We start from the raw sequence: 21311 nt of genomic DNA on the forward strand, positions 1-21311 counted from the left end.
TCCAGTCAATACATTTGTCGCACAATTTATCGGCTCGCCTTCAATGAACCTTATTGCTGGTACGCTTCATCGTGAAGGGGAACAATGGACGATTTGTAACGGCGCAAATAAATGGCCGGTTTCAAATCGTTGGATGCTGGATGATGAGAATGATGGACAATCGGTTCTGTTAGGTATCAGACCTGCCGATATCCGAATGTCAGAAAAAGGAGAGGGAGTTGAAGCACAAGTGCGTGTGGTAGAAATGACCGGAGATATGACATTAATCCACCTTGATTGTCTCGGTCGTAAAATTCATCTCCAGCATGCTGGTCGCTTGTTCGTCAAAACGGGAGATACCGTGCACCTGACATTTGACCCGGAATTAGCACATATATTTGATGCCGAGAGCACGTCGCGCCTGAAAGAAAGTAAGTCGTGTACAATGCGTCAACATCTGCCGTTAAACCGATAAATGCAATAGAGTAAACCTAGCGCTTTTCGCTAGGTTTACTTTTAGGGTGATTAAAATCTAGGCCGTTCAGAACTGGTAGTCAGCAATGATACCAAATGTACGTGGGGCACCGATTTCAACCAGATCGTTCTTATGTCGTAAAACATAGTCTTCGCCAGTCGCATTCTTCACATAAGCGCGAATCGTGAAGCTATTTGCGGCGTAACCTGCATTCAGGTTCAGAACGGTGTAGTCACCGGCAGCATTGCTTTCGGTATTGGCTAAGTCCGTATAATAGTCGGAAACATAGTTGACCCGGGCACCGAAGAACAAGCCTGAATTTAAGTGCTGCGTAAACCCGAATCCGGCAGAGAGATCCGGCGCATAGCTAAACTCTTTGCCACTGAGGTCTTCCGTGGTACCGCTCGGGCCTTGTGTAACCTCGGTTTTCAATAACCCCACAAACGCAAAAATATCTAAGCCGGAGTCGAACCAGTAGGTGGTTTCAATTTCAGTTCCATAGGTTCTGCCTTTCGGGATATTGGCAACATAGTTGTCCAGGCTGCTGCCGCTGTCACCATAAACAACCGTATGGTAGTTATCATAGTCGTTGTAGAAGAGATTGGCGTTGACCCCCAGTTTTTTATCGAGGAAGGTTGAACGTGAGCTCAGCTCATAAGTCCATACCTCTTCTTGTTGAAAGACAAATAATTCTTGCTTGTACTCGTTATAACCAATTCCTCCGGCGTTGTAGCCTTTGCGTACGGTCAGTCCAAGCGTTGAATCGTCGGAAACTTCATAAGTGACGCCAATTTTAGGCAGCAGAATGTTGTTATCATCATCTGCTTTAAAGTCAATCGGGTACTTTTCATGATCAAAATCGCGATTGAGATCATCCCGCTCGTAACGTGCGCCAAGGAGCAGTCCCCATTTCGGGGTCAGTTTGATTTTGGAATCAAAGTAAATCGCATAAGTTTGATTTTCATCGACACGCTTGAGTGAGTCTGTCTGCGTATCCTGATCTTTGCTGTAACTGCTGAGACCGACAATGGCATTGTATTTTTCGTCCAGAGAGTTGTAAGACAGCTTCGCTTCTGCTGTATAGTTCTCCTCGTCGACATCCCCCCACCAACTACTGTCTGGATAAGCGATAAATGTCGTCGAGTAGTCACGTCTTGCAAGCAGTACATCCGCCTTCAGTTCGTCATTAATCAGGTAAGCCACGTCAAGGTTCACGTTCCAACTCTTCGTTTCCTGACGACGTGTACCGTTTGAATCGGTGTATTCATACTTACCTTCTTCAGAAACCAGGTTGGTGTACTGACCTTTTTCATTACGACTGGCAACCGTCAGTTTGGCCGTGAGTTTGTCTGAGCCATACGGTTTAAACAGTAATTTACCCCGGATATTATGAGATTCAATTTCAGAAGGGTCCCAAGGATACTGGTCATTATTCGGTAACGAATAGTCAATCGGTGTGTTGCCTTTAGTGCCTTCAGCAGCAAGACGGAATGCGAGTTTATCTGCAACGATCGGTGCTGAAACAACGCCGGCTAAATGGTATTTATCATCTTCGTTTTCGTAACCTGCACGAATTTTACTTTCCGTGTAAAACGTTGGATCTTTGGTTTTGATCACAACCGCGCCACCGATACTGTTGCGTCCCTGGTTGGTGGATTGAGGTCCTTTATAAACTTCGACTTGTTCCGTGTCCCATAAGCCTGCTTTACCGAAAGCTTCTCCTGTCCATGATTCAGATACGCCATCAACCGTGGTATTGACGCGCGGAGTCGCTCCTGTCATGTATGAAATGAATCCGTCTCCGGCACCGCCCCGGCCATCGACACCACGAATGTGCGGCATCCCTGATGGGGCGTTCAGTACGTTAGGAACGCGATCCAGTAAATCATAGTAGTTTTGGTTTTCACCGTTATCTGCATCTTCGGTGAAAACGGTGACCGAACTGGTGTTCTCAGCCAGCGTTCCCCCCAGTTTTTCGCCATGTACAACAATCGTTTCCGGGTTTTGTACATTGCTCTGTTGCTGGGTTTTTTCAGCATAAGCACTCGTGCCTACTCCCAAGCAGCTCAGACTGATCATGGTGGAAAGTATGTTCCTCACATGACGACTAGAATTACCACTGTTTAAATCCATGGGCTTCATGATTTAAGAAATCCTTTAAAAATTTGAAAAATATTTGATGTTGCAACAGATTTTATGCAAAGTTGTTGCGGGTGATTATGGTAATGATAATTATTATTATTTACAATAATGATTAAGATAAATTTGTGCTACTTGTGTCAACTTTTCTGTGAATGATTGAGTGGCTGATGAATCGGAACAGTTATGGTTTTTGAAAATATCCAAGGACAAGATAAACAAAGTATTACTAGCGTTTGTGATTTTCTCACCAGAGAAGGTTGCAATATCGGGGATGAAAGATGGTGGCAAATCATTTGCTCGGAAGGCACGCCCATTGTGGCTGCCGTAACCGGTGAATATGCTGATGTAGTCTTTCTTTGGCGTGGGTCGCCGTCACACGTCGGAGCGGCAGATATCCAAGAAGTGTACATTGACATTAACGGGGTAACTGATCATCACAGCTTCGATATGGCTAAGCTTACCCGGATAGCCAATACGGATGTGTGGTTCTATGTCGTTTCAATTAAGCTGACTTGGCGCGGTGGATACGCGTTTATTCCCGTGACTTCAGCACTGGTTCAGCCCAATTATGTGGGGAACTACAACGAGAAAAGAAAACGGCACCGCCAATGGCTACAGCAGATATTTCCGCTCAGTTGTCGTGATCAACTGAACCCGAACGGGCTCACGCATTGCGTTTGGGGGAGCACCAGAACGCCGCTGCATATGCCGGATGCACCACCGCAAACCCAGTGGCAACCGTTCGATAAGCTTGGCGGGCAAAGTACAGCCAAGGCGACTTACGTCATCGATTGGCAGAGTGAAATATTGGATGGCAGCCGCAGGGTCTGGCTTTATTCCACCGCTTCCTCTGAGCGGCAAGTTTTATCTGAACAACTCGTTGCTGCTGAACAGCAATTCTCCTCGGAACAACCGGCATTACCGGTGGTTTTGCTGCTTGATGGCCGGTTTTGGTCAGAGTCGCTGCCGATTTACGATGCATTGTCGTGTGCCACCCAAGAGGGCGTATTACCGCCAGCCGTCTATGTGCTGATTGATGAAGTTGACGGACGTCAGCGTCATGATGATCTGAGCTGTAACGCGACGTTTTGGCAGGCAATCATGCAAGAGCTGTTTCCTGAGGTTGCCGGCTATTTCTCGCTCAGCAACGAGCCGCAGCAGACCGTCGTGGTCGGGCAGAGTTTAGGCGGGTTAGCAGCCATGTTCGCCGCACTCAACTGGCCTGAGCGGTTTGGCTCGGTGGTGTGTCAGTCCGGTTCATTTTGGTGGCCGGATTTTTCAATCGTCAAACCTCCCGGTGACTACGTTGCCCCTGAATCACCTCATTTGTTGAGTGAAATGAGCCGGCAGGTGCATGACGGGTTGGGGCGTCGCTCCTGTTTAAACATCTTCATGGAAGTCGGCAGTGGCGAAGATATCATGATTGACCTCAGTCAGGATATGTACCGCCAACTCGCTTCTCAACAGCATCATATTCAATACCGAGTCTTTGAGGGGGGCCACGAACGCCTGTGCTGGCGTGGAGGCATCATCGATGGCCTCTCTTACATTTTTTCATTGTGAGCCTTTATTCATCATTGTGAGTCTTTATTAAACCTAAGCGGAGTCAGATATGTCAGAACAATACGTTAACCCTTTTGATGATCCTGAAAATCAGTTCCTCGTCCTGATGAATCATCGCGGTCAGTACAGCCTGTGGCCTGAGTTTAAACAGGCGCCTTCCGGTTGGAAAAATACGTTCGGGCCCAGTGATAAACAGAGCTGCATCGCATACATCGAAGCCCATTGGCAAGACATTCGGGTATAGCCGGCACCTCAAGACGATAAAAAGAACCAGAAAAGACACGTGATTATTTTTTAAGGAATGGATGAATGAAAGACCACCAAGTGCCAGAAGAACTGTATGCTCTGACTGGTACGCAGCAGGGGATTTGGTTTGGGCAGCAAGTGATGCCCAGACCTGAAGAATTTAATGTAGCTCACTACACTGAGATTGACGGAACGATCGATTTAGAATGCTTCACTCAGGCCGTCAATCGTGGTGTGGCAGCTGCTGACTCGCTGCATCAGCAATATGTAGAAACAGACGGAACCGTCAAACAGGGCAGCCACGGGCGCAGACCAGAGCAAGATGTTTTGGAAGTCATGGATTTTTCCCAGTCGGCATTTGTTTATGATGCTGCGCTGGCGTGGATGAAAGCCGATCTCGCGACACCGATTGATCTCCAAGGCGACCGACCGAGATACCGACATTGTCTGATCGATGTCAGTGAGCAAGGCGATCCGAAGTGGTTGTGGTACCAGCGCTATCATCATATTGATGTGGATGGCTTTAGTTTTAACGCGATCACGCAGTATATCGTCAGTGAATACAACCGGCTGATGTCGGGGACAGCAGCACCGGCTCCGTTTACCCCGTTCAAAGACGTGATTGTCGAGCATCAACAATTTTATCAGTCTGAAGGGTTTCACAAAGCTCGCAGTTACTGGCAGCAAACTGCGAGTCAACTGCCTGAGATAATTTCATTAGTCACCGGCGGACGCCAAACCCCGGCCACCGGTGTCGAGAAATTCAGTATTGATCTGACGGGCGGAGCATGGCTTCACCGGGAAGGAAATAAAGTACTCCCTTCAGAGCTTGCCATGGCATTGGTATTTGCCTACCTCCATTTAATATCAGGCGAGCGGCACTTGTGTGTCGGCTTTCCGTTTATGCGCCGCATGGGGAGTTCGGCAGCGAGTTCGACCGGCGCCGTGGTCAATGTGCTGCCGCTGACGCTGGAAGTCGAGCCCACGATGACTATCTCTGATGTCGCCAAGTCGATGAACAAGGTCATCCGTCAAACCCGCCGCCATCAAATGTACGATGCGGAACAAATCCAGCGTGACTCTGGCCGAGTCGGGCAATCCCTGTACGGGCCAATGCTGAACTACAAACCCTTTGAAGAAGAAATTAATCTGGCAGGAACGACCGGCCATACTCACATTCTTTCAGCGGGCCCGATTGACGACATTGAATTCTCTCCGCAGCTCAGGGATGACCAACTGCACCTCACACTGACAGCCAATGCCGCGAAGTACTCCCAACAGTCACTGGCTCTGCATGCTCAGCGTTTTGCTCATATAGTCGGGCAGATTGCCCGCAACCCCGATATACCGCTCCACGCACTGGATATCATACCAGCCAGTGAACAACAGCAGATAATGCAGTGGTCAACCGGAACCGTACTTGAAGACTGGCAGCAACAGGGGAGCGTGCTCACCGTATTTGCACATCAGGTCAAACAAAAGCCTGACGCGGTCGCTTTAAGCTTTGCCGGGCAGCGCTGGACATTCGCCCAGCTTGATCAGACGATCGACAAGCGAGCGCAGCAGATGCACGCCTTAGGCGCAGGCAAAGGCGATATCATCGGGGTTGCTTTGCCGCGTAGCGCTGAAACCATCATCACGATGCTGGCAACGCTTCGAACCGGGGCGGTCTACCTGCCGATTGATCTGGCCTATCCTCAGGAGCGGATCGAAACCATTTTAACGCAAGCCCGGCCAAAGCACGTGATTGTCGGGCAGCCAGAGACGCTGTCGTGGCGTCACCTCACGTCTTGCATCTCGCTGAATGAGCTTGCCAGCCAGCAGGTGACCGAACGGGTAAGCCTTGAGATTGCCCCTGCTGATGTGGCCTATATCGTCTTTACCTCCGGCTCGACCGGCAAACCCAAAGGCGTGATGAACACCCACGGAGCGTTGCTCAACTTATTGCTTTCGCACCAGCACTCTGTTTTTGCCAAGACGATCCGGCACCTTGCTACGCAACAACAATGTGAAGAGCGCGAGGTGCAGGTTCGGGCGGCACATACCACATCGTTCTCATTTGACGCATCCTGGGAACAAGTGCTTTGGATGTTGTGTGGACATTCCCTTTACCTGTATGACGATGAGCAGCGTAAAGATGCCTGTGAACTGAGCGAAAAAGTCGCCTACGATCAGATCAATGCGTTGGATCTGCCGCCGTCGCTGTTGAGTCAAATGCTCGATAACGGACTGATGGAAGCTGACCATGTCCCTTCACTGGTGCTGATCGGCAGTGAAGCCGTGCCTGAGCAACTGTGGGCAAGGCTCAAAACTTACCCGGATTTGCTGGTTGAGAACTGCTACGGGCCGACCGAGTTTACCGTTGATGCGGTGAGTGCATCACTCGGCGCGGACGACACTCCGGTGATCGGTCAGCCGATATTAAACGCCAAAGCTTATGTGTTGGATCCGCAGTTGAATCCGGTGGCGGTCGGTGTGGCCGGCGAGTTGTATCTGGCCGGAGCCGGGCTGGCAAAAGGCTATTTAAACCAAGCCGGCATGACGGCAGAGCGATTTGTGGCAAACCCGTTTGACGATGGTCAAATCATGTACCGAACCGGTGACTTGGTGAAATGGCGCAACAATGGTCAGCTGGACTTTATCGGCCGCAGCGACGACCAAGTCAAAATTCGGGGTTTCCGGATTGAACTGGGCGATGTTGAAAGCGCAATGAATGCGATAGAAGGCGTTGAGACCACCGTGGTCATTGCTGAGCCTCACGGCGGGTCACACCGATTGATTGCTTACTGCACCTTGGTCAATCACGCCCGGTCGCTGCTTGATGAGCAAACCTTGTTGACCCAAATTGCCGCTGCCGTACCGGAATATATGGTACCTGCTGCGGTGGTGATCATGGCGCAGTTTCCCCTCAATGTAAACGGCAAAATTGACAGAAAGTCACTGCCTGAACCGAAGATTGTGTCTGGCAATACGTGGGTGGCTCCGACCAATCATGAAGAGCAGATGCTGTGTGATGCGGTGGCTGAGTTGCTCGGTGTGGATCAAGTCGGCATTGCAGATGATTTCTTTGCCTTGGGAGGCGATAGTATTTCTGCGATGGGCTTGGGGACTCGTCTGAGAAAGTCCGGTTATGAACTGCGTCCCAGAGACATATTCTCAGCACGTCAGTTAGGCGTGATGGCTGAGTCGATGAAACCCCTGCGTCGTCACGTGGCACAGAAACAGGACGGAGAGATTCAGCCGCTGCCGATGTGGCGTTGGTTCGAAGAAACCTTTGCCGAAGATACCAGTTATGTGCAAGGCGTCTTTGTTGCGATTGAATCAGAGATTACTTTGCATCATCTTCAGGCCGGATTGAAACAACTGGTTGCCAATCACTCGGTTTGCCGACTGATCAAGCAAGATGCGCGTTATCGGATTGAGTCAATCGATAAGTTAGCGGTTGAGTCTTGGATTGAAACACGCCAAGTGGACGAACTCGAACTCGCTGATTTAGACGGCGTTTTTGAACAGGTCAGTCAAAGGTTATCACCGGGCAGTGCGATGCTCCGGCTGGTCAATCTTCGCGATCATGCCGGGCGCAATGGGCTGATGATCCTTGCCCACCATCTGATGATTGACGGCGTCTCATGGCGAATTCTGTTGCCGCAGTTGAAAACGTTAGTCCGTGCGCAAGTGAGCGAAGTCAATGCTGAGATGACACCGGAAGTTACGGGGATCAACTCATGGTCGCAAGCACTCTATCAGCATTTGCCACAGTTGACTCGGCAAGCGCAAGGTTGGATTGCGCAGCAATCGCGCCATATTGAGCCACTCAAACCGCAAGCGGAACCGGGGCGAGTTGTGCATCGCCGCATCATGCTGCCGACGATGCTGACCCAAAACATACTCAGTCATTGCCAAGATTCCCAGGCTATCGACGTTGATGAGTTGTTGATTGCGGCGGTCACCTCAGCGCTGGGTCAGTGTTATCAAAAAGAAGCGATCAGGCTGTATTTAGAGTCTCACGGCCGCGAAGAATTTGATGCTTCACTCAACCTCAGTCAAACCTTAGGCTGGTTTACCACTGAATTCCCGTTAGTCATCGAGCTGCCCGAGGACGGTGAAGTATCAGCATTACTCAAACAGGTTAAGCAATCAAAGCGCAGTGTCACAGACCGGGGATTGGGCTACATGGCACTCCGGTATTTAGACAACACGTATCGCGAGACACTCACTGCGTTATCTCAACGCAATCAGGCGTCGCTATTGCTGAATTATCTCGGCCGTTTTGAGCCGTCACAGGAAACATGGTCACCGATCAGTCGGGCGGGTAAGTTTGCCGACACGTTTGCGGTTTCGCTCAACAGCGATAACGCGCTGTTACATCCGCTGGAACTGAATATTTTTGTCGATGAAAGTGATCATGAACCGAGGCTTGCTCTCAACTGGGCGTGGGATGAGGCGCAATTCAGCCATGATGAAATCAATGCGATTTGTGAGCGAATCACGCTGCAACTTGAAGCAATTCTACACTGGTTGCGTGAGCAACCCACACCCCAAGTGATGCTGCGGGTTCCGGCTGAATATACTGAAACCGGCATCTCTCTTCACGACGCAGCAGCACTATCGAATCGTTTTGGCGCTGTCAGCGATATTCTGCCTGCCTTGCCGCTGCAAGAAGGGTTGTTGTTCCAGTCGCAGTTGGGCGATGAGAATAGCAATTACAATTCAACCACCAGATTGACTTTTCAGGGCGAAATCGATCCACAGCGCGTTCAGCTGGCGTTGAATGCGGTGATCGCACGCCATCCGCAACTACTGGCTCAATTCGACAGCTCGGTTTTAGGCCGGACAGTGCAGTTGATTCCTCAAACCAGTACGCCTTGGCCGTTGGTGTGTGTGAATATCCGTAAAGAGAGCGATCAACAGCAACAGGCGTATCTTGCCCAAGCTGAACAGCAAGCGCTGGTTCGCCAGTTTGACCTCAATGATCCCAATGAATCGTTGCTCGGTGCGATGTTGATTCATCATGGCGAAGCACAAAGCACGCTGTTTATTTCAGCGCATCATTTGGTTGTCGATGGTTGGTCAACGCCTATCCTACTTGGTGATTTCCTGAGCGCGTATGTCAAAGAAAACCAGCGTTTGCCTCCGTTATCGGCTCGTTATGCGGATGTCGTTCACCAGCTGAAACAACGTGATAAAACGCAAGCACAAGCGCTTTGGCAGGATGTTTTGCAAGACGTGACGCCGACTATTGCATTCGAGGATGTGCCGGTAGAAGCGTGTGTCAAAGAGTATGAGCTGATTATTGACGCTGCAAAAACGCAACAACTCAGTCAACGGTTGAGTGCTTATGGCTTGACGATCAACTCGCTGATGCAGGGGATTTGGTCATGTATTCTGGGGAGTATGACCGGGCGGGAAGATGTGGTATTCGGGACGCCAATCTCCGGGCGGTTCGGCCATGTCAAAGGCATTGATGAACATATCGGTTTGTTCAGTAATACCATACCGGTGCGGATGAAACTGCATGCGAAGCAGAGCCTGTTGGAACAGTTGCAGGCGCATCAGGCCACGCAGATCCAGCTGCTTGAACATGATGAACTTGGTTTGGGTGAAATTCAGCAGTTAGCCGGGGGAGAGACATTATTCGATACTTTGCTGGTGGTGGAAAATTACCCGGACCACTCGCAATGGTATAGTCAGGATTATCAGGGAGCCAAGCTGACCCACATTCACAATCGTGGTTATACCCACTACCCACTGACGATTCTGGTGCTCCCCGGTAAGCAAATTCATGTGCTGTTTGAGTACCGGGATACCGTCGGTATTGCGCAGCAAGTGATGCAGCGCTTTGAAAAGGTGCTGCAAGCGGTGATTGACGCGCCCGACAGACCACTGACACAACTCGACTTACGTTTGGATGCAGAAATCGCGCTCCAGAAACGCGTCAATCAGACGCAGGCCGAAGTGGGTCATCACACGCTGCGCTCACTGATGGCTGAGCAGGCGGTGCGGACTCCGGAACAGATGGCACTGATCGACAGTGACAACCGTTTGAGTTACCAAGCCATGCGTGAGCAAGTGATTGCGATTGCCAACCTGTTGGTCAGTCATGATGTGGGTGTAGGCGATGTGGTGGCGGTTGCACTGCCAAGAAGCGTTAAGCTCAGTCTGGCTTTCAACAGTATTATTGAATGTGGTGCCGCTTATCTGCCGCTCGATGTCAGTTATCCCGATGACCGACTGGCTTACATGATCGGTGATGCGCAGCCAAAACTGATCATCACCACTAACGAGCATCAGGCGCGTTTTGGTGATCTGGGTGAACTGTTGATGTTAGATCAGTTGCCTGAGCCGACGCCGTTCAGTGATGTACCACATCAACAGACGCTGCGTCCGGAGCACGGTGCGTATATCATCTATACCTCGGGGTCTACCGGCAATCCGAAAGGGGTGCTGGTTTCTCACCAAGCCATTGTCAACCGCTTGCAATGGATGCAGTCTGAGTATCGGCTCAGTCATCATGATGTGGTGTTGCAGAAAACCCCGTGCAGTTTTGATGTGTCCGTGTGGGAGTTCTTCTGGCCGCTGATTCAGGGCGCGACGTTAGTGATGGCGCCCCCGGAGTCACACAAAGATCCGGAGTGGCTGATGGCGGTAATTGAAGATTACCAAGTCACGACAATGCATTTTGTACCGTCAATGCTTGCCGCGTTTATGGCATCGGTGGCAGCACATACTGAACACGCCACCAAAGTTGCCCCCAGCTTACAGCGGGTTTTTTGTTCCGGTGAAGCGCTGTCGAAAGAGCTCGCCGATGTCTATGCACAGTGGATCGATGCCCCTTTACATAACCTGTACGGCCCGACGGAAGCCGCGGTAGACGTCACCTATTGTCCGGCATTCGGTGCGCCGCTCAGGGAGAGCTTGGGACACAGTGTGCCGATTGGTTTGCCGGTGTGGAATACCCGGCTGTATGTGTTGGATAGTTTTCTGCGGGAGACACCGGTCGGTGTGCCGGGTGAGTTGTATCTTGCCGGTGACCAACTGGCGATTGGTTACCTGAATCGCAGCGCGCTGACCGCAGATCGGTTTATTGCCAACCCGTTTGCCAGTGGTGAAAGGATGTATCGCACGGGGGATGTTGTGCGCTGGCTGCCGTCAGGCAAAATCGAATATCTGGGAAGAAGCGATGACCAGCTCAAAATCCGGGGACAGCGCATTGAACTGGGTGAAATCGAAACCGCACTGCAATCTCTGCCGGGTGTTAAGCAAGCGTTGGTGTGTGCCAAAGCGCTCGGCTTAGAAAAGAACATGGCCGGTGCGGATGATCGCCAGTTGGTTGGTTATGTCATTCTGAGTGAAGACGGGCAGACCGATGGTGACCGGCTCAAGGCGGCCTTGTCTGAGCAACTCCCGGCACATATGGTTCCGGTTGCGATCATTGTGCTGGCGGAATTTCCGCTCAGTGCCAACGGTAAGTTAGATCGGAAAGCGCTGCCGCTGCCGAGTGACATTGTCACGGGCGAAGGGCGTAAAGCGCGTCCCGGCCTGGAAGCGCAGCTGGTGGCTATTTTTGCCGATGTGCTGGGTATTGACACATTATCCGCAGAAGATGATTTCTTCGCTCTGGGGGGACACTCTTTAATGGCGATGAAGTTAGCAGCAGAGATCCGGCGCGTGTTGCATGTACCGGTGACAGTCGGCCAGATCATGGTTCATCCGACCGTTGCAAAACTGGCGCTGTTACTGCTCGATGATGATGCCCGCAATGATCCGACCTTAGCCGGGTTCGGGGAAGTTCTGCCCATCCGTGCCGGTCATGGCCCGGCTTTATTCTGTATCAATTCAGCGTCGGGTTTTGCCTGGCAATACACCGGGTTACCGAAATATCTGCGCGGCAGCTATCCGATTGTCGGCCTGCAGTCACCGCGTCCGTCCGGGGCGATTGCGGCAGGCACCGACATGCAAGATGCCTGTGCGATTCATATGAAAGCCCTCAAGCAGGTACAGCCTCACGGGCCGTATCATTTATTGGGGTATTCCTTTGGCGGCACCGTGGCACAGAACCTTGCGGCGAAGCTGGTGCAGCAGGGTGAGGAAGTGGCGTTTCTTGGCCTGCTGGATACTTATCCCCCTGAAGGACAGGACTGGGACGGGCCCATGAATGACGAAGCGCAGGACGAAATCGAACGGGAGAAAGATCTGTTTCTGGCGGCCAATGATGTGACCGATGATGAACTTGACCAGCAAAGGTCGGCAATGTTTCAAGACATTACGGCCAACTATGCCGATGCAGTCCGCCTGTTATCCGGAGCGCGCTCATCCGAATATGAGGGCCGGGTTGATCTGTTTGTGGCGCAAAGAACATTGCCGCAAGGCTATGACATCGACCACCACTGGCAGCCGTTCCTGACTCAGCTGGAAAAACACTATTTTGATTGTTCTCACGAAGACATTCTCGCGCCGGAGCATGTCCGGGAAATCGGTGAACAACTCGATACGCTGTTGTGCCAGATAGAAACGCTCAAAGCATAAATTACAGAACCGGCATAAGCCGGTTCTTTTTTACATGATCAAATTTTTTAATTTAAGCAGGAGATTAACTTGATAACGGTTTCGGGATAACCAAAGGGGTATGGGTTAACGGGTCATCAATAATAAGACTGTTTAACCCGTAGACGTTGCTAATCAGTGTTTCGCTCATGATCTGTTTCGGCGCACCTTGCGCAATAACCACGCCCGACTTCATCACAATCAGATGATCCGCGTAGCGACAAGCATGATTGAGGTCATGCAACACCGCAACAATGGTGCGATCTTCTTGTCGGTTCAGTTTTCTGAACAGTTCCAGTAACTCGATTTGATGCGCGATATCCAGATAGGTTGTGGGTTCATCCAATAGCAGATAAGGCGTTTGCTGGGCCAAGACCATCGCCACCCAGACACGCTGGCGCTGCCCGCCGGACAACGATTCGACAGTCTGTTGTAGCAAGGCTTCAATCTGAGTGGCTTTGATGGCGTCATTGACTGCCTGTTCGTCTTCTGATGTCCAGCGGCGCAGAAAGGACTGATGCGGAAAACGTCCTCTTGCCACCAGATCATGGACTGTAATACCGCTGGGCGCGATTGCGGATTGAGGAAGCAGCCCCAGAATTTTCGCCAGTTCTTTGCGCGGATACTGTTCGAGACTTTTCCCGTCAAAACAGATCTGCCCCTTGCTTGGCGAGAGCAGTTTGCTCAGTCCGCGGAGCAGGGTTGACTTGCCACAACCGTTTGGCCCCAGAATCACGGTAAATTGCTTATCCGGTATGTGGAGTGACAGCCCCTGAGTGATCGGCGGATCCTGATAGGCGAGGGTAATATTTTCGGCTATCAGACGACTTGTATCGGTAAGTGTTGCGTGCAGTACATCAGTCACAATATCAGTTTCCCGATTGTTGAATTAAAAGATAGATCAGGTAGAAACCACCAATACTGATGGTGACAATGCCGACAGGTAATTGGTTCGGTGCAAAGAGATTCGCTGCGATAAAATCTGACAGCGTCAGGAGCATTGCGCCCATCAACGCTGACGGAATGATGGCGACACCGCCTTCCCGGGTGAGTTTCTTCGCCAGTTGCGGGGCAACCAGCGCAATGAAAGCAATCGGCCCTGCGGTCGCTGTGACGGCCGCGGTTAAAATGACCCCGAATAACATTGCCAGCTGACGTGTTTTTTCACTGTGGATACCCAGCATATTGGCACTGTCATCTCCCATTTCGAGGATGTTCATTTTTCTCGCCAGCATTGCTGCGCCAAGTAAAGCGATACCAATAAAGGACAGCGACGGCACAACCTGATGCCAGCTCAGACCATTGAGTGAGCCCGCACCCCAAAGTGCTGCTGCCATCGAGGTTTCTAAGCTGCTTGAAATCATCATCCAAGTATTAAAAGCGCTCAGCATTGCGCTGACTCCGATACCAATGATAATCAGGCGAAAGCCTTGTATTCCTTGCTTAAATGCCAGTACATACACTATGCCCGCACACACAATGCCACCGACAATCGCGCCGCAAGCGATCTGCAAATCGCTGCCGCCAAACAAGATGATGACCACCAACGCACCGGTATAGGCGCCGGTATTGAAGCCAATCACATCCGGGCTGCCCAGCGGGTTGCGGATCAGGGACTGAAACAACGCGCCACTGATGCCCAACGCTGCGCCAAAGACTAATCCGGCAGTGAGACGGGGCAGCCGCCATTCGAGAACAACCGTAGTCAGAAACTTTTCCCCTTCACTGAACAGCACTTGTGAAAGCTCAGAAAAGGTGGTCTTTAACTGCCCGGTGGACAGGGCAAAAGCCGCGACGACGACCGTGAAAAAGAGCAGGGCGAGAGACCACTTAAGCGTACGTTTAGAAAGCAGGATATTGAACCAGCCGGTTTGGCTGCCGAGTAAAATCGTGTTGGATGGTTGCATTATAGTTTACCAAAAGAGGTGACTTGACGTGCCAGATATATCAGCACCGGTGCGCCGACAAAAGCAGTCACAATGGAGACCCGAATCTCGTTGACGGCGATAACCCGGCCGACAATATCAGCACTGATAATTAACAGCGGGCCGAGCACGATTGCATAAAGCGTGAGCCACAGTTGGTTGGGGCCGGACAAACGACGAGCAATATGCGGAATCATTAAACCGATGAAGCCAATGGGGCCGGCAATGGCGGTTGCGCTGCCACAGAGCAGGGCAATGGCAAATAAAGCGCTCAGCTGCACGAGTCTCACATTGGTGCCTAAACCTTGGGCAATATCTTCTCCCAGCGAGAGATTATCTAAGGCAGGTGCAATGATGAGCGCAGCAATGATGCCGGACAGAATCGGTAAGACAGCCATCGATGCGAGTGACAGATCGCGGATATCCAGTGATCCGGCATCCCAAAAACGCATCTCATCGAATGCCACCGGATTCATCAGCGTAATCGACGAAGAAACGCCCGCGAGTAGTGCCCCAATAGCAACCCCGGCTAAAGTGATTTTGAGCGGGTTTACTCTGGCTTCCTTATACGTTCCGACAAAATAAACAAAAACGCTGGTGAGCATCGCACCGAAAAACGCCAGCCAGAGATGTTCTGACATGCTTTGGTTCCCCAGCAGCACGACACCGGCCAGCACAAAGAAACTTGCCCCGGCGTTCACGCCAAGAATTCCCGGATCGGCAAGGGGATTACGCGTGATTGACTGAATTAAGCAACCAGCCACTGCTAAGGCGGCCCCGACCAGTAAACCGATAAGGGTTCTTGGTAACCGGCTCTCAACAATAATCAAACTTTCAGTGGAGTCCGCTTTTGCGAGCAATACATCAATCACCACACTGGGTGAGATACTTTTGGCACCCACAAAAAGACTGACGATGCAGATCATCACTAGTGCGAACATCAGAAAAATGAGTTTGCCCGACTGACTGGATAGCCGGGCAGGCATCATGACGCTTTGTATCGGTGTTGTTACGTCTTGATGAGACGTTCGGGGCTGAGAAAATAGACGATTCATGAATGTTAATAAAAATAATTATCATTTCCATTATTATAAATAAATGATTAGAATGTTCAAGCTTCAAACTCTCGTAATGAAGAGTAACCCTTTTAAATTCCTCAAATTTTGACGTAGATGACCATGAAAACGCCCAAACTGCTATTAGATTTTAGCCTGCTGAAAGAAAATCCCCATTTCAGAATGGTATTTATTGCCAGAATGATGTCCGTGCTCGCTTTAGGCATGATGACTGTTGCGGTGCCGATCCAGATTCATCAAATGACCGGCTCAACCCTGCAAGTCGGCCTGATTATGGCCTTAGATGGTGTCGGCATGTTTGTCGGACTGTTATTTGGTGGGGTGCTGGCAGATAAATATGACCGACGTAAATTGATTTTGATTGCGCGCGCAACCTGTGGCATTGGCTTTGGTGCATTAGCGCTGAATAGTTTATTGGCGAACGCCTCCCTGACCGCACTTTATCTACTCTCTGTATGGGATGGTTTTTTCGGTGCGATGGGCATGACGGCTCTGATGGCCTCTCTTCCGGTGATTGTCGGGCGGGAAAACCTGCCGGCGGCTGCGGCCTTGAGTATGCTCACCGTGCGCATCGGTATGGTGCTCTCACCGGCAATCGGCGGGCTGATTATTTCATTCGGGGATGTCAGCTGGAACTATTTAGCGGCTTCGGTCGGGACACTCGGCACCCTGATTCCGTTGTTCAGACTACCGACGATGCAACCGACACATCAGACACCGGAGAATCCTTTACTGTCTCTGTATGAGGGGGTGAAGTTCTTGTTTGCCAATAAAGTCGTGGGTTGTGTGGTGGTGTTCGGGACGCTGGAGACGTTGGCAACAGCGGTACGGGTGATGTTCCCGGCTTTGGCGCTGGAAACTTTTACCGGCAATGCGGCGAATGCCGGTTTGATGTATTCAGCCATTCCTCTGGGTGCCATGATCGGTGCGTTAACGTCCGGGTGGGTGAAAACGGCACGCAAGCCGGGCATGGTGATGATTTATGCGACGATGGGGACTTTCTTATCCATTGTGTTGATGGGGCTTGCCGGTCACTTCTGGTTGTTCTTAGCGATTCTGGTGGTCTACGGCTATGCCGGATCGGTTGCGTCTCTGATTCAATATTCAATCGTACAGGGTCATACGCCGGATCACTTGTTAGGCCGGGTCAGCAGCCTGTGGACCGCGCAAGATGTCACCGGAGATTCGGTCGGTGCGCTGGGGCTCGGCGCACTTGGTAAAGTCATGGCACCGGCTATATCAGTCTTTAGCTTTGGACTGGGAGCCACCGGGATCGGCCTGTTGATGGTGATGGCATTTCGTTCTCTGCGGCAGGCGACATTATTCGACCCTGCCTTAGCCCCTCAGGAAGAGGTTAGCGAGACGCCACAAGCGGCGACGAGCTAACCATAAACCGCCTCAGACGAGGCGGTTTTTTTACTCCGCAACGTTTGACCGGCTGAAGGTCGTCTTCAGCGTGGTGAGTAAATTCATCGCACTGTAGTAATCGAGCCTGAAAGAGTCGTTACCCATCGCAAAGATATTTCCCTGACGGATCGCCGGGAGGTGAGCAATAAACTTGTTATGTTTGACCTGCTCGACAACAGCGGCATCGGCGGCAAATAACAGCACCGAGCGACCTGTAATCGCATCGGCAAACTTCTCTCCGTTCACCGGCACGATATCTTTACGTTTGCCCATTTGATGATTGTTTTTCAAGTCATCGGGAAGCGGGCTCAGGGTAAAGCCAAGTACGTTCAGAATCTGCCCCTGAGCCGAGTCATCCGTCCAGAAGTTGCCCCCGCGATTATCTCCGTAATAGACCATCGCTGAGACCGGTTGCGGTGGCAGTGAGATGTGGTCTTTTAATGCCATTAGTTGGGTGTCAAATCTTTTGATTGCGGATTCTGCCTGTTGTTCTCTGGCTGTGATCGAAGCCAGTAGGCGCGCTAACTCTTGCCAGCTTTTGTCATCATAATTAATGACTAGTGTCGGCGCGATAGTCGAGAATTGTTGATACAGTTTCACGGCAGAGTCTCCGCCTGTTGCAGAGACGATGATCAGATCGGGTTTCTCTTTCGCCACTGCTTCAGCACTGGCAACCCCTTGATACAATGGCTGAATACCGCGTTCGTAGGCAACTTGGTTCCATTGATAAAAGAACCCATTTTTGTCGGCCACGAGGGTGTTGGGCCGTGTGCCTCCCGAGGCAATGAGCGGTGCATCGATAGTCAGCAAGGTCCCGGTTATCGACACGCTGGTGGAAACAATGCGTTGCGGGGGTTTGTTCAGTGTCACCTTCCCGTAACTGTCAGTAATGGTTTTAGGCCAGCCTTGGGAAATCGTCAGGGATGTGTCTGAGGTATTGTTATTGTCTTCAGTGTTGTCGTTACATCCTGTCATCAGGGTGGAAAGAATGATCCCCAAGAGGAGAAATGATAAGCGAGGCATAGGAAGCTCCAATGAATGTCGGGCGCAGCGTCTTATTTGATTGAGAAACCATACAGTTACAGCGCTTTAGTCAATAATCACAGGGATGTACTTTATTGCGAATGGCTATCATTATCAATTGATTTTATTCAACAGGCTGTTTATTATTATGGGAATGATAATTGTTAGCATTTGATTATTTATCAATGCTACCCCGGACGACTCTGCTTCTGTTCGTCAATCTGTGTTAATCGGACGTGAGTCAGTCAGCAACTTTTTCTCAACAAGGATAATTACAATGGCGATTCCCAAGATAGCCGCATATCAAACTCCCTCACATGATGCGTTTCCGGACAACAAGGTCAATTGGCAGTTAGATGCAAAAAAAGCAGTGCTGCTGATTCACGATATGCAAGATTACTTCATTAATTTCTTTGATAAGAAAGAAGCGCCAATCCCCGAATTGATCAAGCATATTCAGGCGATTAAACAGGCAGCGAGTGAGGCGGGGGTGCCGATTGTTTATACGGCTCAGCCTGCGAATCAAGATCCGCAGGAGCGGGCGCTACTGACCGATTTTTGGGGAACCGGGTTAACTCAGGACACAGCAATCATCACTGATGTCGCGCCGCAAGGCAACGATATTACTTACACCAAGTGGCGGTATAGTGCATTTAAAAAGACACCGCTGCTGGAGTGGATGAATGAAACGGGACGTGATCAGCTGATCATTGTGGGGGTTTATGCCCATATCGGGATTCTTTCCACAGCTCTCGATGCCTTTATGCTCGATATTCAACCTTTTGTGGTTGGTGATGCCGTTGCGGATTTTTCATTGGCGGATCATCAATATGCGCTTGCGTATGTGACTGGCAGAGCCGGGAGCGTCAAATCGGCTCAGCGTGTGATTGAAGAAATCAGTCAGAGCGCTCAATCCTTCGCTGCAATCAGTCTGGAGGTGATGCAAAAAGACGTCGCGGCGATTTTAGATCTGGATATCGAAGACATCGATGTTGATGAGAATTTGATGCTGCTTGGTCTGGATTCCATTCGCGCCATGAGCTTATTTGAAGGCTGGCGCAAGCAAGGTGTGAATCTCGCTTTTTCTGAGGTGGTTAAGAAAGTGACGTTAAGAGAGTGGTGGCAACTGATTGCAAATACGCAAACTCTCAAGACTCAAGCTCATGAAGTCGCTTAATTAAATTGCGGCGTGATACCCAAAAACCGATTTCATATGAGATCGGTTTTTGGGTTAAGTGAGCTTGATTTCAATGGTCGTCAGTCACTAATTTTCAGTCCCTTATCTTGGGATTAACTTATCTTCAGTTCACCGATAGAAAATTGTTCTCTAAGCTGCTTCTTATTAATTTTGCCGACCGGCGTTTTGGGTAAAACCGCCATAAATTGAATTTGATCAGGGATCTTATATTCAGCCAGCCCTTTGCCGTGTAAAAAACGCTTGAGCACGATTGGCTTGAGCGTTTTATCCTGCTCCAGCACAACAATCGCGCAGCTGCGTTCTCCAAGAAACTCATCCGGTACTGCAATTAAGGCGACATCGTGTACATCCGGGTGCTGCAATAAGACGTTTTCGACTTCTTCGGCGGCAATCTTTTCACCACCGCGGTTGATCTGATCTTTATCGCGTCCGGTAACAATGATATTGCCATCCCGGGTTAACTTGACTAAATCACCCGTCGAGTAAAAGCCTTCATGATTAAATGAGCGCCGGTTATGTTCCGCTGCCCGATAGTAACCGCGAATCGTGTAGGGGCCGCGTGTCATTAATTGCCCCTCCTGACCGTAAGGGACGGGTTCCCCGTCTTCATTAACAACCAGCACTTCATCATCGGGTGAAATCGGTCGTCCCTGAGTCGAGACGATGATGTCCAGCGGATCATCTAACCGCGTGTAATTGACCAGACCTTCAGCCATGCCGAAAACTTGCTGTAACTGACAGTGCAGTTTTTCCGGCAGCTGTTGTGCAGCGCTTTGGCTAAATTTGGCACCGCCCACCTGCACCAGTTCTAAGCTGGATATGTCCTCGCTGGCTGAAGGGGCGTACTGCATCCAGAGTAAAGCCAAAGGTGGCACCAAAGCCGATACGGTCACTTTGTGGTGTTCGATCAATTCAAATGCCGCTTTTGGTGATGAATCTTGGCCTAAGATGACACTGCCACCGGAGAAAAACACCCCCAGTGCACCCGGGGAGCTCAACGGAAAGTTGTGGGCCACAGGCAGTACACACAGATATTTGGTTTGTGGGCCAAAGTGGCAAATCTCGATGCTGCCGATCACACTGTACACGTAGTCATTGTGCGTTCTTGGGATTAATTTTGGGGTGCCGGTCGTACCGCCCGATAACTGATAAAAAGCCACATCCGTTGCCAGACTGTGTTGTTGGTAACAAGCATCCAGATAGAGCGTGTTGAGCGGTGTAATCTCGCAATGAGAGGATTTGCCCGATGTAATGGCCAGTTTGAGTGACGGGCAACTTTCCAGTAGCTGTAAGGCCTGTTGTTGGGTATCAAACCCGACGATCTGATCAGAGCAAATATAGGCTTTTGCTTCTGCGTGCTGACAGAAATAGCTTAATTCCATATGGCGGTGGGCCGGCAGTGCGAGAACCGGTTTGATCCCTTTCATGGTCAAAGCAAAGAAACAGCAGTAAAACTCCGCCTCATTGGCCATTTGCAGGACAACATTGTCGCCTGCCTTCAGACCTAAAGAGACAAAACCAGCTGACAGTTGGGCGATTTTGTGTCGGAGTTGCTGATAGGTATAGTGTTGATCCTGACATATCAGAGCAATGGTGTCGGGTGATTGCGCCGTGGTTGCCGATAAGCAATCAAACAGTGTCCGGTCCTGCCAGTATCCTTGGTCTCGATAGTGTTGCTCATATTCCGCGGGCCAGGGGGTGAAGTCTAACGGTGTTGATGAAGTCATGGCATG

General features: G+C 50.6%; 12 protein-coding genes. 6 read left to right on the plus strand and 6 right to left on the minus strand.

From position 1 onward, the window contains the following. Nucleotides 1–454: TOBE domain-containing protein (locus AC55NX_RS18565; RefSeq protein ID WP_496997083.1), on the plus strand; the 454-nt coding region annotated here is incomplete at its 5' end. Nucleotides 455–520: 66 nt separating this feature from the next. Here the strand turns inward: AC55NX_RS18565 and AC55NX_RS18570 are convergent. After that, a complete protein-coding gene (locus tag AC55NX_RS18570; RefSeq protein WP_496997084.1) occupies nucleotides 521–2533 on the minus strand; it encodes a TonB-dependent receptor in 2013 nt (670 codons plus the stop codon). A 234-nt stretch (nucleotides 2534–2767) separates the two neighbouring features. Between AC55NX_RS18570 and fes the strand changes: the two genes are divergently transcribed. The 3 genes from fes to AC55NX_RS18585 all read left to right on the plus strand — a co-directional run bounded on the left by fes (nucleotide 2768) and on the right by AC55NX_RS18585 (nucleotide 12931). After that, the gene (fes, locus tag AC55NX_RS18575) at nucleotides 2768–4159 is read left to right on the plus strand and encodes an enterochelin esterase (RefSeq protein WP_496997101.1); all 1392 of its coding nucleotides are present in this window, start codon (nucleotides 2768–2770) and stop codon (nucleotides 4157–4159) included. 49 nt (nucleotides 4160–4208) lie between these two features. Beyond that, nucleotides 4209–4403, plus strand: coding sequence for an MbtH family protein (locus AC55NX_RS18580; RefSeq protein ID WP_496997085.1), 195 nt, complete (start codon nucleotides 4209–4211; stop codon nucleotides 4401–4403). A 65-nt stretch (nucleotides 4404–4468) separates the two neighbouring features. Continuing rightward, a complete protein-coding gene (locus AC55NX_RS18585) occupies nucleotides 4469–12931 on the plus strand; it encodes an amino acid adenylation domain-containing protein (RefSeq protein ID WP_496997086.1) in 8463 nt (2820 codons plus the stop codon). Between the two features lie 64 nt (nucleotides 12932–12995). Here the strand turns inward: AC55NX_RS18585 and AC55NX_RS18590 are convergent, their stop codons facing one another. The 3 genes from AC55NX_RS18590 to AC55NX_RS18600 all read right to left on the minus strand — a co-directional run bounded on the left by AC55NX_RS18590 (nucleotide 12996) and on the right by AC55NX_RS18600 (nucleotide 15929). Then, the gene (locus AC55NX_RS18590; RefSeq protein WP_496997102.1) at nucleotides 12996–13730 is read right to left on the minus strand and encodes an ABC transporter ATP-binding protein; all 735 of its coding nucleotides are present in this window, start codon (nucleotides 13728–13730) and stop codon (nucleotides 12996–12998) included. A gap of 88 nt (nucleotides 13731–13818) precedes the next feature. Beyond that, on the minus strand, nucleotides 13819–14856 hold the full coding sequence (gene fepG, locus AC55NX_RS18595) for an iron-enterobactin ABC transporter permease (protein WP_496997087.1): 1038 nt from the start codon (nucleotides 14854–14856) through the stop codon (nucleotides 13819–13821). Next, nucleotides 14856–15929, minus strand: coding sequence for an iron chelate uptake ABC transporter family permease subunit (locus tag AC55NX_RS18600; RefSeq protein ID WP_496997088.1), 1074 nt, complete (start codon nucleotides 15927–15929; stop codon nucleotides 14856–14858). The genes fepG and AC55NX_RS18600 overlap by 1 nt, the downstream gene beginning before the upstream one ends. Before the next feature lie 123 nt (nucleotides 15930–16052). Between AC55NX_RS18600 and entS the strand changes: the two genes are divergently transcribed. After that, nucleotides 16053–17336: an enterobactin transporter EntS gene (entS, locus tag AC55NX_RS18605; protein WP_496997089.1), complete on the plus strand. Its 1284-nt coding sequence runs from the start codon at nucleotides 16053–16055 to the stop codon at nucleotides 17334–17336. Between the two features lie 30 nt (nucleotides 17337–17366). Here the strand turns inward: entS and fepB are convergent, their stop codons facing one another. Continuing rightward, nucleotides 17367–18380, minus strand: coding sequence for a Fe2+-enterobactin ABC transporter substrate-binding protein (gene fepB / locus AC55NX_RS18610; protein WP_496997090.1), 1014 nt, complete (start codon nucleotides 18378–18380; stop codon nucleotides 17367–17369). Nucleotides 18381–18657: 277 nt separating this feature from the next. Here fepB and AC55NX_RS18615 point away from each other — a divergent pair, with 277 nt between their 5' ends. After that, nucleotides 18658–19557 carry an isochorismatase gene (locus AC55NX_RS18615; RefSeq protein ID WP_496997091.1) on the plus strand — a complete coding sequence of 300 codons (900 nt, stop codon included), beginning with the start codon at nucleotides 18658–18660 and terminating at the stop codon, nucleotides 19555–19557. A 113-nt stretch (nucleotides 19558–19670) separates the two neighbouring features. Here the strand turns inward: AC55NX_RS18615 and AC55NX_RS18620 are convergent, their stop codons facing one another. After that, entirely contained in the window at nucleotides 19671–21305 is a 1635-nt protein-coding gene (locus AC55NX_RS18620; RefSeq protein WP_496997092.1) for a (2,3-dihydroxybenzoyl)adenylate synthase, read from the minus strand. Nucleotides 21306–21311: the final 6 nt, after the last annotated feature.

The sequence above is a fragment of the Vibrio rubrogenes genome (assembly GCF_059641415.1).

Excerpts from the sequence above, each read along its gene's own strand:
- AC55NX_RS18570 (WP_496997084.1), bottom strand. The coding sequence starts at position 2,533 with ATGATCAGTCTGAGCTGCTTGGGAGTAGGCACGAGTGCTTATGCTGAA.
- AC55NX_RS18580 (WP_496997085.1), top strand. The coding sequence starts at position 4,209 with ATGTCAGAACAATACGTTAACCCTTTTGATGATCCTGAAAATCAGTTC.
- AC55NX_RS18585 (WP_496997086.1), top strand. The coding sequence starts at position 4,469 with ATGAAAGACCACCAAGTGCCAGAAGAACTGTATGCTCTGACTGGTACG.
- fepG (WP_496997087.1), bottom strand. The coding sequence starts at position 14,856 with ATGCAACCATCCAACACGATTTTACTCGGCAGCCAAACCGGCTGGTTC.
- AC55NX_RS18600 (WP_496997088.1), bottom strand. The coding sequence starts at position 15,929 with ATGAATCGTCTATTTTCTCAGCCCCGAACGTCTCATCAAGACGTAACA.
- entS (WP_496997089.1), top strand. The coding sequence starts at position 16,053 with ATGAAAACGCCCAAACTGCTATTAGATTTTAGCCTGCTGAAAGAAAAT.
- fepB (WP_496997090.1), bottom strand. The coding sequence starts at position 18,380 with ATGCCTCGCTTATCATTTCTCCTCTTGGGGATCATTCTTTCCACCCTG.
- AC55NX_RS18615 (WP_496997091.1), top strand. The coding sequence starts at position 18,658 with ATGGCGATTCCCAAGATAGCCGCATATCAAACTCCCTCACATGATGCG.
- AC55NX_RS18620 (WP_496997092.1), bottom strand. The coding sequence starts at position 21,305 with ATGACTTCATCAACACCGTTAGACTTCACCCCCTGGCCCGCGGAATAT.